The organism is Mastigocoleus testarum BC008 (assembly GCF_001456025.1).
GTDB lineage: Bacteria > Cyanobacteriota > Cyanobacteriia > Cyanobacteriales > Nostocaceae > Mastigocoleus > Mastigocoleus testarum.
In genome coordinates this window covers 77,901-88,623 of record NZ_LMTZ01000115.1, presented here as the reverse complement: position 1 = coordinate 88,623, position 10,723 = coordinate 77,901, and the positions used below count along the sequence as shown (strand labels likewise).

The 10,723-nt window shown below is 38.5% G+C and carries 11 protein-coding genes and 1 tRNA gene; 4 read left to right on the top strand and 8 right to left on the bottom strand.

Annotated elements, in window-relative coordinates; translation table 11 throughout:
• Positions 1 to 184: 184 nt before the first annotated feature.
• From BC008_RS29075 to BC008_RS29065, 3 genes are all read right to left on the bottom strand, one after another.
• Positions 185 to 1,735 carry a cytochrome P450 gene (locus tag BC008_RS29075; protein WP_027846744.1) on the bottom strand — a complete coding sequence of 517 codons (1,551 nt, stop codon included), beginning with the start codon at positions 1,733 to 1,735 and terminating at the stop codon, positions 185 to 187.
• Positions 1,736 to 1,891: 156 nt separating this feature from the next.
• Positions 1,892 to 2,296: a DUF6463 family protein gene (locus tag BC008_RS29070; protein ID WP_027846745.1), complete on the bottom strand. Its 405-nt coding sequence runs from the start codon at positions 2,294 to 2,296 to the stop codon at positions 1,892 to 1,894.
• A 1-nt stretch (position 2,297) separates the two neighbouring features.
• On the bottom strand, positions 2,298 to 2,738 hold the full coding sequence (locus BC008_RS29065) for an ester cyclase (protein WP_027846746.1): 441 nt from the start codon (positions 2,736 to 2,738) through the stop codon (positions 2,298 to 2,300).
• A 64-nt stretch (positions 2,739 to 2,802) separates the two neighbouring features.
• On the opposite strand from BC008_RS29065, the gene BC008_RS29060 reads away from it, so the two are divergent.
• Entirely contained in the window at positions 2,803 to 3,381 is a 579-nt protein-coding gene (locus tag BC008_RS29060; protein WP_027846747.1) for a TetR/AcrR family transcriptional regulator, read from the top strand.
• On the opposite strand, the gene BC008_RS29055 is transcribed toward BC008_RS29060, so the two are convergent.
• Entirely contained in the window at positions 3,362 to 3,559 is a 198-nt protein-coding gene (locus BC008_RS29055) for a hypothetical protein (RefSeq protein WP_063800831.1), read from the bottom strand. The genes BC008_RS29060 and BC008_RS29055 overlap by 20 nt on opposite strands.
• Positions 3,560 to 3,706: 147 nt before the next feature.
• On the opposite strand from BC008_RS29055, the gene BC008_RS29050 reads away from it, so the two are divergent.
• A complete protein-coding gene (locus tag BC008_RS29050) occupies positions 3,707 to 5,308 on the top strand; it encodes an Hsp70 family protein (RefSeq protein WP_027846959.1) in 1,602 nt (533 codons plus the stop codon).
• 189 nt (positions 5,309 to 5,497) lie between these two features.
• Here BC008_RS29050 and BC008_RS29045 read toward each other — a convergent pair whose 3' ends face one another.
• The 4 genes from BC008_RS29045 to hisF all read right to left on the bottom strand — a co-directional run bounded on the left by BC008_RS29045 (position 5,498) and on the right by hisF (position 7,844).
• A complete protein-coding gene (locus BC008_RS29045) occupies positions 5,498 to 5,998 on the bottom strand; it encodes a L,D-transpeptidase (RefSeq protein ID WP_058184103.1) in 501 nt (166 codons plus the stop codon).
• Between the two features lie 308 nt (positions 5,999 to 6,306).
• A tRNA-Ala gene (locus BC008_RS29040) sits at positions 6,307 to 6,379 on the bottom strand.
• A 389-nt stretch (positions 6,380 to 6,768) separates the two neighbouring features.
• Positions 6,769 to 6,957, bottom strand: a complete 189-nt coding sequence (locus BC008_RS29035; RefSeq protein ID WP_027845068.1) for a hypothetical protein — start codon at positions 6,955 to 6,957, stop codon at positions 6,769 to 6,771.
• Positions 6,958 to 7,070: 113 nt separating this feature from the next.
• On the bottom strand, positions 7,071 to 7,844 hold the full coding sequence (gene hisF / locus BC008_RS29030; protein WP_027845069.1) for an imidazole glycerol phosphate synthase subunit HisF: 774 nt from the start codon (positions 7,842 to 7,844) through the stop codon (positions 7,071 to 7,073).
• Positions 7,845 to 8,386: 542 nt separating this feature from the next.
• Here hisF and ruvB point away from each other — a divergent pair.
• Both ruvB and BC008_RS29020 read left to right on the top strand, forming a co-directional pair.
• Entirely contained in the window at positions 8,387 to 9,487 is a 1,101-nt protein-coding gene (gene ruvB / locus BC008_RS29025) for a Holliday junction branch migration DNA helicase RuvB (RefSeq protein ID WP_027845070.1), read from the top strand.
• 231 nt (positions 9,488 to 9,718) lie between these two features.
• Entirely contained in the window at positions 9,719 to 10,525 is an 807-nt protein-coding gene (locus tag BC008_RS29020; RefSeq protein WP_027845071.1) for a tetratricopeptide repeat protein, read from the top strand.
• The last annotated feature ends 198 nt before the right edge of the window (positions 10,526 to 10,723 follow it).

The following is a 10,723-nucleotide window of genomic DNA, read 5'->3' as shown; positions in this document are numbered from 1 at the left end:
TTCTACGACACATGCTCTACTTTTGTTCCTTCTTCTTTTTTCTTCTTACCCCGACTTACTGAGCGGATACGTTTTATATTCAGAAAATAATTATGAGGAGCATTAAGCTACAGGCTTGCTCCTCTAAAAATTTATACTAGTTGTTAAAATTTGTAATAAACCCAAGTTTGTCCACAAGCCTAATTTATCTCAACTGAAAACGCAAAGGCATTCCATCAGATGGATAAATTAATATATTCTGCTGCCAATTCTCTAGCGATGACCGACCGTTAACCAATTCCCAGTTAAAATATCTGAGTAACTGTGCAAGCATTATTGTTGCTTCAAGCATTGCTAAATGCTCACCTAAGCAACGATGAGAACCCGAACCAAACTCGATATTAGGCAGAGAATGACTACCTTTTCCTTCGAGCCAACGTTCCGGTCTAAATTCTTCAGGTTGCTCATATGTTTCTGGATCTCTTCCTGCTGCAAGCATAGACCAGAACACTTTTGTACCTCGAGGAATATTAATACCCTCAATTGTAGTATCCCGTATAGCTTGTAAAGAAGTAGAGCCCGATGCTATTGAATAAGTACGTAGAGTTTCTTTGACAATAGCTCGAATGTAATTTAATTCTTTCAAACTTTCTAAATCAAACTTACCTTGGCTTGACCATACCTTATCGACAACAGACTGTGCTTGCTGAAAGACTCTTGGATTTAATGCTAATTCGCCAACAGCAAAAGACAAGGTATGAGCTGTTGTATCAGTACCTCCTATTAAGAGTTGAATTGTCTCCGAAATGAGAGTTTCACGGTTATATTTTGGTTCTCTCGCAGCGATTTTTACTAGCATAGATTCTTGGAAGCAAGGGCTTACTTGCTTTAGAACACCCTGTTTACCATCTCTAAGTTGTAGTGCTAAATCCACACGGGGAATCAGAAAATCATTTAAATATCTTCTTGCTGACCAATAATCACGAGATGTTTTAAGTGGCAAGTATTTATACCATTTTTTTTCTTTGCCAGTCACTACACGCAGAAAACGATAGCTTACAACTGATGTTGCATCATATACTTTTTCTATTTCTAGGGGTGGTCCTTCTGGGCTAGAGACTTTTCTATCCACAGGAATCCCCAAGACTAGACAGGAAATCACTTTGAGAGTTAGTTCAACAAATAGAGGATCTACTCGAACAGCTTCCGAAGGCTTAGATTTTTTGATATTTTCAACTACTTGCGAACAAGATTCATCAACAATTTCTAAGTACTTGGAAAGAGCATTAGCAGTAAATCCTGGATTCCAAGCCTTGCGTCGCCATTGCCAGTTGGTACCATGTTGACCCAAAAGAATAGGTCCACTTATATCATTCCAAGCTTTTTGTGCTTTGCGACTCCTGACTAAACTTCCATCTTTTGTTCCATTAATGATGGTTTCCTCAATTACTTTGGGTTTACTCAGAATCAGAATTGGATCGCCTGCCCATAAAATATAAGGAGTGCCTAATTTTTGGCTCCAATCAAATAGGAATTGAGAATACTTCTTGTTTTCGACTGCAGCTAACACTTGAGGGATATTTCCTAATAACCAGTGTCTAGGAGGAGAAGGAATAGAATTTAGAGATTTATAAGTATTCTTACGTTTCCAAAAACGCCAACCAAATACTCCTATTAAGCTAATAGGAACCAAAACTAATGGTAAATACAATTCGGGTAAAGAGAAAGAAAGCTCAGCAATAATCTTTTGGAGCATAAACTTACCTTAGCTAATTAACAATCAATCTTGTTGACTGCTAATAAAATAAAGTTAATCTTTTTACAAAGCAATAAATTGTTGCTAATAAATACATTAAACTACTTTATTTTGATACCTTGAGATTGCAAATTCCTCTAATTATAGGAGATTCAATTACAATTCTGTCTTCTGGCATTTTATATCTAAATTGCTTACATTTTTTGATGCAGCAATGATTAGAATTGCTGGTACCATCAACAACCAGAAACCCGAAATCGGAATAGCAATCGCACCAATAATTGAAGTTATTAATAAAGTCCAACCAATAGACTCCGGTAATGCAATCTTACGAAAATGCGCCCAAAAACATAGCTGTGCCAAAATAACGAAAAATGCAGTCAGTGTCATGAACCAAAAAGCATCTTCGCGAGCAAAATTAGGTGCAAATGGGTTAGGAGCAACACTGTTAAAAAATCCATCGCTAACAATTTCCGCTAATGGTTCTCCATAGACCCAAAAACCAACGATTATGTGAATAAAACTTGTGACAAGCAACCAATATCCGCTAAACTGCAGCATCCTACACCTCATTTTCAGGGATTAAACCAAGCTGTGTCATCACTTCAAGCAGGTTGCATTCGTACCACCACTCAACAATTTTCCCTTCGACTATTCGTAGCAACGTAAAGTCATTTACTTTCACTCTTTTACCCGTTGGTGGAGTACCCAAGAAATTCCCTGTATGGGTTCCTTGAAGTGTTGTCCGATAAACAACTTTGTCATCTTCTGCAATCGCATCTTCAAGTCTTTGTTTGATGTCTGGAAAACCTACAAATAAACCCGCGTTAAATTCTTTATTTGCTTCCAGACCAATAATTGGTTCTGCAGAACTATTGAAGTGATAAACAACATCCGGACTCATCAATTCATCCCAAACCTTTGTCCAACCAGGATTCGTTCCCCATCCATCTTTTGCAAAATGCAGGGCTACCGCCTTATTTTTATCAATTAAAGTATCCATAAATATTTCCATTCCGTTTCAATACGCTACCGTATGGTTGTAGATTATTACTTGGACTATTTAAATGTCAATACGTTACCGTATGGTAAAAAAGAAAGAAGTTATAAAACTTGGGCGAAAAGACTGGATTGAAAAGGGTTTAACGGTTTTAGCCGAAAGCGGAATTGAAGCTGTACGAGTAGAACCCCTGGCGAAATTAATGAATGTGACCAAAGGTAGCTTTTACTGGCATTTTAAAAATCGAGGTGAACTTTTAGAATCACTTTTGCAAGAATGGGTAAATCGCGATACAGATGGAATTATTCAAGAAGTTGAAAAAAAGGGTGGAGATGCTAATAACAAGTTATTCAACTTACTAGAACTAGCTGTTCGAGATGACGGTAAAGTAGAAAATGCAATTCGAGCTTGGGCAACAAATGACTCTAAAACTGCCGTTATTCTTGCTCAAGTTGACGAGCGTCGTTTGAACTACACCCGAGATTTATTTTTGCAGTTTGGATTTACGCCCTTTGAAGCGATGGTACGGGCTCGAATGGTTTATTACACATTGGTTGTTGGTGAATTTACTGTTGGTGCTCGACCTAATCTAGATGAAAGGTTAGCGGAAGCACGTCTTCAGTATGCTATTTTGACTCGTCGGTAAATGGGTAATGGGTAATTGGTAATTGGTAATTGGTAATTGGTAATTGGTAATTGGTAACTGGTAATGGGTAATTGGTAATTGGTAACTGGTAACTGGTAATGGGTAATTGGTAATTGGTAACTGGTAAATCTCCCCCGTATTTGGATGTTGTAGGGGTTATGTATTGCCGTCTTCTCAAAGAATAGTAAGTTATTGATAATATATTGCATTTATGAGAGAAATCATCCATACCAAAAAAGTATGGTTTGACGATAAAATTAATTCTAAGAACAAAGAGATATAATTCAAAAACTTGCTCTCAACACCTCTTAATTATTGATAAAATATGGCAATAGCAATAGATTTTGGTACAAGTAATACAGTTATTGCTCGCTGGAATCCTGTTACCCAGCAGCCAGAGACTTTAAATATACCTAATTTATCAATTAAACAAAGTCTAAATCCGCCTTTAATTCCCAGTTTGGTCTATGTGGAAGATGCAGTCCGAGGAAAGGTTTTAGTTGGACAACAAGTGCGCGATCGCGGTCTAGATCTGAGCGGTGAATCAAGATTTTTTCGCAGTTTTAAGCGAGGTATTGGGGCATCCATACCAGGATTTATGCCTGAATTAGACGGACAAACTATCAATTTTGAGCAGGTAGGAAAATGGTTTTTGTCTGAAGTGATTTCTCAGTTAAGCACAACGAATCCTGATGTGGGAGATTCTTTAGTATTGACAGTTCCTGTCGATAGTTTTGAAGCTTACCGTCACTGGTTGGGAGAAGTTTGTCAGGCTTTACCTGTAGAACAAGTACGCATGTTGGATGAACCAACAGCAGCAGCATTAGGTTATGGTTTGACAGAGCAAGACAATCTACTAGTAGTTGATTTTGGTGGTGGAACCCTAGATTTATCTTTGGTACAGTTGGATAAAAGCGTTAAAAACACCACAAAACCTGTGGGTTTTTTGTTGAAGTGGGGAAATAAATCTTTAGCAGAAGACTCCAAACAAAAGGTAAAAACTGCTCGAGTATTAGCAAAAGCTGGGCAAAATTTGGGAGGAACCGATATTGATAATTGGATAGTCGATTATTTTGCCAAAACTCAGGGATTAGCAATAACTCCCCTCACCACAAGATTAGCTGAAAAGGTAAAAATTCAACTTTCCACCCAAACCCAAGCCAGTGAGGTTTATTTTAATGATGAAACCTTTGAAAGTTACGAGTTAGAACTAAATCGCGAAACCTTAGAAAATATTCTCAAAGAAAACTCATTTTTTGAGTTACTAGATGAATCAATGACGTCTCTTCTACAGCAAGCACGACGTCAGGGGATAGAAGTTACAGATATTGATGCAGTGCTATTAGTTGGTGGAACATCACAATTAACAGCTTTGCAGTCGTGGATACACCAATATTTCGAACCAAACAAAGTGCGTTGTGAACGTCCTTTTGAAGCGATCGCCCAAGGAGCATTACAACTCGCACAAGGTTTAGAAATTAAAGATTTTCTCTATCACAGTTATGGAATTCGCTATTGGGATAGACGTAATAAACGTCATAATTGGCATCCTATCATTCCTCCAGGACAACCTTATCCCACGATTAACCCAGTAGAGTTAGTGTTGGGAGCTTCCATGGAGAATCAACCCAGTATTGAATTAATCATGGGTGAATTGGGTACAGATGCGGGTGCAACAGAAGTTTATTTTGATGGCGATCGCCTAGTTACCCGTCGTTTAGAAAGCGAGCGAACTAGTGTCACTCCCCTCAATGATAAAGATGGTGCTAGAAGTATCGCAAAACTAACACCACCAGGTTTTCCAGGTAGCGATCGAATTAAAATTGGTTTTCAAGTAGATGAGCAAAGATTTTTGCGCATTACTGTGCAAGACCTATTAACCCACGAAATCCTTTTGGAAAACAAGTTAGTAGCACAATTGAGTTGAGATTAGGGGATTAGCTATTGGCGTTAGCGCTTAGCGGCTAGCGGAAGCGTACCGTAGGTATTGCGTAACGGATCCGCAAGGTAGCGCAGCTATAGTTATTGCGTGGCGTTAGCCATATAGGGATTGGGGATTGGAAAAAATTACCAATTACCAATTACCCATTACCCATTACCCATTACCCATTACCCATTACCGTTTCACAATAACCGGCGTTCCTACTCTCGCCCATTGATATAGCATCTGAGCATGTTTTACAGATAAATTTACACAACCATGACTACCTGGAACGTTAAAGTTTTTACGCCAAGGAGCACCATGGATTGCATAACCTCCGTGGTAGTACATTGTGTAAGGAACATTGGCAATATCATACCCATCACCTCGCATTCGAGTGGAGCGCAATTTGGTCTGAACGCGATATTTACCTGTAGGTGTTGGTGTTGAACGTTTTCCTGTAGAAACAGGCATCATATAAACTATTGTTTTTCCATCCCATGCTCTTAGCACCTGATCTGATAAGTCAATCTCAATTCGCCTTCGAGGAGTAACTGTATTACTTTTCGCTACCGCGTGCGCTTCCGCAGTTGATACCTTGGGAGAAGAATATAATAGTGTTGTTAAACCCACTAAAAGAGCTGCACAAGCTGTTGCCGAATTACTTCCAAAAGCGTGGCAAATTATTTTTTTCATTTTATTTTCTATTTTTTATTGTCTAAACAGTTACTTCATATTTTGAAGCCTGTTAATTTTATGGCTCTAAAATTAAACAATTTCTGTTTATTGAGTTATTTACGCAAAATTACTGTTGTTACTGAGAGAACGTTACAAGTTTTTTTAAATTCAATTTACATTTTTATTTCTCAGTCAATCCAGAAATATTTACCAAGCCCTACAGGCTAAAATAATTTAGCTAATTTGGTTAAGAAAAATTCAATCATCTGTATTAATTATGACTGATATGTAAGTCACATTCAAGAATTATTTACATACCAAAAATATGGAGCTAAGCGGATTCGAACCGCTGACCCCCTCAATGCCATTGAGGTGCTCTACCAACTGAGCTATAACCCCGGATAATGCATCTCTAATCTTGTATTAATAAAGAATGTTTTGTCAAGTACATATATCTATAAATTTACAACCTCTAAGGTTACAACCTCTAGGGTTAATGACTCCATCTGTATGTTTCAATTTTCAGATGTTGACACATCAGACGTAAACTAAGTTATGACCTGACAAGTTAAACTCGGACGATAGAGATACTAACGACTAACAAAAATACATTTATTACAAAGTAACAACATTTGTCAATAAGTAATTTAATATATCTTTAATATATACAAACAAATTTTTGTTCAAATACAAAGATATTTTTTAACTTGCTTACTTGTAGTTTTTTTGCAATTGTTATTTTTCAGAACAAAATGACATCTCAGCAAAAGATAGATAAAATATTTCAATTAAGAGTGGAGCAAATAGCTCATACAATTACCCATTAAAAAATAAACTACCATCATTGCTGCCGCCGCAAGAGCAACTAGCAAACCAGCCAGCATTAAGGAAAACTCCTTGTTTTCAAAAGCTTTTTCCATCAGATGCAACGACCATGCTACTAGTGCAACATCAAGAACTAAAATTGGAACCAACATAATCTACTTTAAATTATATTAATTCTTGTGAATTTATATTAACATTCTTTTCGGAAAGTGTGTGCAATTCCGTGCAATTCAATTAGGTTTATTGTGCTGGAAATTAATGAGAACTAATCAGTTATCCTGACAGGAACTTTGTGTTTTTGTAGATATGTTTTAATTTCAGCTACACTCAATTGTCCATAGTGTAGTAGTGATGCTAACAAAGCAGCTTCAGCTTTACCATCAGTCAACGCTGCATGAATATGTTGACAATTACCCGCACCACCAGAAGCAACAACAGGAATTTGTACAGCATCGGAAATAGCTCGTGTCAATTCCAGGTCATATCCTGCTTGCGTTCCATCAGCATCCATACTAGTTACTAGCAGTTCTCCAGCACCGCGTTTCTCTACTTCTTTTGCCCATTCCAAGGCATCCAGACCAGTATTTTCGCGTCCACCTTTAACATATACATCCCACCCAGGATGTTCCGAATTCGTGCGGCGTCTGGCATCTATTGCAACAACTATACATTGATTGCCAAAACGTTCGCTTGCACGGTCGATCAAATCTGGGTTTCGTACAGCCGCAGAATTAATACTAACCTTATCTGCCCCAGCTCGTAACAGATTTTTAACATTTTCTAAGGTTTGGATCCCACCGCCTACGGTGAGGGGAATGAAGACCTGCTCGGCTGTCCGGTAAACGACGTCAATAATAGTGTCTCTATTTTCATGAGAAGCTGTAATATCTAGAAACACTAACTCGTCTGCGCCTGCTTCATTGTAAACTTTTGCTAATTCTACGGGATCTCCTGCATCTTTAAGGTCAACAAAGTTAACTCCTTTTACAACTCGTCCCGCCCGAACATCCAAGCACGGTAAGATTCTTTTCGCTAACATAAGGAATTTTGACTCCTGAGTAATTACCCGGAAAATAAATTTTAATTAAAATTGACGAGCTGATTTGAGGGTGAAAATCTTTTTTCTTCACCCGTATTTTTACCCAATAAGACAGCATACATGATAAAGCTTCAGATAAGACCATAACCCAAAAGCTTTTTTTACAGATCCAGGTTGAAATTCTCCAAGCCCCTGTGTCACAAGTACTTTGAGGGAAATACAAAGCTCTTCGCCGTTCCGTAAAACTTACCTAAAGTTGCCCAGGTCTAGACAAAGCTGAACAAAAGTAACTTTGGTGCTTACTTCCTGTTTCTTCACAGCCTTAGAATAACTTCTAAGGGGTTTGTCTGCTCCACAGACTATCCCCTCAATTCAGCCAAATATCTAATTCCCAATGAGAAAAGTTATTTTGATTTTTGTCAATTAATCTTTGTTTTCGGAATTGGGGAAGGAAATGAAGGTAAAATTTTTGCATCGTCGTCACATTTTCTGTCTTCAGCGCTCTTCAAGTTTCACAAGTAGAAGTCGATAGCCGGTGAATTATGGCAATTATCTCCTCCAAAAAACACCCTCCAGAACCAGGTAAAAAGCCCAAGTCAAAAAGGGAAAAAGTTAAATCTCCCCCCAATGAAAATCTTTTACAACCACAAGCAGCCGAAGACGAAGAGGGTAAGCCAGAAGAGAGCATTCGCCCCCAACGTTTTGCTGACTATATTGGGCAAAAAGATTTAAAAGATGTACTAGCCATAGCAATTGAAGCAGCCAAGTCCAGAGGTGAAGTATTAGATCACCTACTTTTGTATGGTCCTCCCGGATTGGGAAAAACCACAATGGCAATGATTTTAGCTGCAGAAATGGAGGTGAATTATAAAATTACTAGTGCACCCGCTCTGGAAAGACCCAGGGATATTATGGGGTTACTAGTGAATATCAAACCTGGAGATATTTTATTTATTGATGAAATTCATCGCCTCTCACGGATGACAGAGGAAATATTGTATCCCGCAATGGAAGATTTTCGTTTAGATATTACCGTGGGTAAAGGTGCTAGTGCTCGAACTCGCAGTATTCCACTGTCAAAGTTTACTCTAGTTGGGGCCACAACCCGTGTCGGTGCTTTAACTTCTCCATTGCGCGATCGCTTCGGCTTAATTCAAAAGTTACGTTTCTATGAAGTAGACGAACTTAGTCAAATCGTTCTTCGCAGTTCTAAATTACTTAAAACACCTGTGAGTGATGATGGTGCAGCAGAAATTGCCCGACGGGCGCGGGGAACGCCACGTATAGCGAATAGATTACTTAGACGCGTCCGTGATTATGCTGAAGTAAAAAAGAGTGGTGAAATTACGGAAGAGGTTGCAGGAGAAGCATTACAATTATTTCAAGTCGACCCCTGTGGTTTAGATTGGACAGACCGACGAATGTTGAGCGTTATTATCGAACAATTTAATGGCGGACCTGTGGGTCTAGAAACTATTGCAGCTGCGACTGGTGAGGATACCCAAACAATTGAGGAAGTTTACGAACCTTATTTGATGCAAATCGGGTATTTACATCGAACTTCGCGAGGAAGAGTTGCAACTCCAGCAGCTTATAAACACTTGGGTTTCAAACCACCTAATGAACAATTATCTTTGTTGTAGTATCGGCGACTGGGGATAGCACTGCGTGCCGCCGCAAGCAGCATATAGCGACTGGGTAAAAATTACTTAATCCTTACATGGCTAAAGCCATACTGGAGGCTAACGCCAATCCCCATATGACGCTGTCGCGTCACGCAATACCTATAGCTGCGCTACCTTGCGGATCCGGTACGCTTACGCTAGGCGCTAACGCAAATCCCCAACCCCCACAAATTAATAACTGTTAAAGTAATGCTTAAATTAATTGGGATTTTACTAAGTTTATTGTTGATTTTTAATTGGGCTGAACCAGTTTTTGCCCAAACTCAAATCTCTCTCATCACAAATGAAGAATTAAAAATTGGAGATGAATTAGCTAAAAAAGCTTTTACTGCAATGAGTAGGGGTGACTTAGAAGGAGCAGAAGCTTACTGGACGCAGATTATCGAAAAATTTCCCACCAATCCTGCAGCTTGGAGTAATCGAGGAAATTTGAAAATCAGTCAAAACAAACTTGAAGATGCAGTTACAGATTTTGACCGAGCTATAGAGTTAGCACCCAACATCACCGACTCTTATTTGAATCGAGGAACAGCATTTGAAGGCTTGGGTAGATGGGATGACGCGATCGCTGATTATAATTACGTCCTGAAGCTAGATCCTAATGATGCAATGGCATATAACAATCGCGGTAATGCTTACGGTGGTTTAGGTAAATGGGATTTGGCGATCGCTGACTATCAAAAATCGATGAAAATAGATCCGAAGTTTTCCTTAGCACGGGCTAACTATGCTTTTGCTTTATACGAACTAGGTAACAAAGAACAAGCAACCCGAGAAATTAAAAATATTGTTCGTAAATATCCTCAGTCTGCGGATATGCGCGCTGCATTAACTGCGGTTCTTTGGGCTGCAGGGAAAAAAGGAGAAGCTGAAAGTAACTGGGTTGCAGCCTACGGAATAGATCGTAGATATAAAGATATTGATTGGGTGAAAAATATTCGGCGTTGGCCTCCAAGCATGGTAGCAGGATTAGAAAAATTCTTGAAGATTAAATAAAATAACTTAAATTAAATTAAATTGATTTAATTTTAATTTTTTCTAATAGTAACAATTACTATAGATAATGCACTTATGTTGTTTACTGGACATAAGTGCATTATCTATCTTATGGGAGCTTGATAAATTAGGAATCTTACCCCTATAAGATTAAAATAATCTATTTCGACCTCTGGGAAGAAACATGTATCTACCCAA

What these genes read in the sequence shown, in the direction of transcription:
- BC008_RS29020 (WP_027845071.1), top strand. Translation starts at nt 9,719, where the DNA reads ATGCTTAAATTAATTGGGATTTTACTAAGTTTATTGTTGATTTTTAAT.
- BC008_RS29045 (WP_058184103.1), bottom strand. Translation starts at nt 5,998, where the DNA reads ATGAAAAAAATAATTTGCCACGCTTTTGGAAGTAATTCGGCAACAGCT.
- BC008_RS29065 (WP_027846746.1), bottom strand. Translation starts at nt 2,738, where the DNA reads ATGGATACTTTAATTGATAAAAATAAGGCGGTAGCCCTGCATTTTGCA.
- BC008_RS29050 (WP_027846959.1), top strand. Translation starts at nt 3,707, where the DNA reads ATGGCAATAGCAATAGATTTTGGTACAAGTAATACAGTTATTGCTCGC.
- BC008_RS29075 (WP_027846744.1), bottom strand. Translation starts at nt 1,735, where the DNA reads ATGCTCCAAAAGATTATTGCTGAGCTTTCTTTCTCTTTACCCGAATTG.
- ruvB (WP_027845070.1), top strand. Translation starts at nt 8,387, where the DNA reads ATGGCAATTATCTCCTCCAAAAAACACCCTCCAGAACCAGGTAAAAAG.
- BC008_RS29070 (WP_027846745.1), bottom strand. Translation starts at nt 2,296, where the DNA reads ATGCTGCAGTTTAGCGGATATTGGTTGCTTGTCACAAGTTTTATTCAC.
- BC008_RS29060 (WP_027846747.1), top strand. Translation starts at nt 2,803, where the DNA reads ATGTCAATACGTTACCGTATGGTAAAAAAGAAAGAAGTTATAAAACTT.
- BC008_RS29035 (WP_027845068.1), bottom strand. Translation starts at nt 6,957, where the DNA reads ATGTTGGTTCCAATTTTAGTTCTTGATGTTGCACTAGTAGCATGGTCG.
- hisF (WP_027845069.1), bottom strand. Translation starts at nt 7,844, where the DNA reads ATGTTAGCGAAAAGAATCTTACCGTGCTTGGATGTTCGGGCGGGACGA.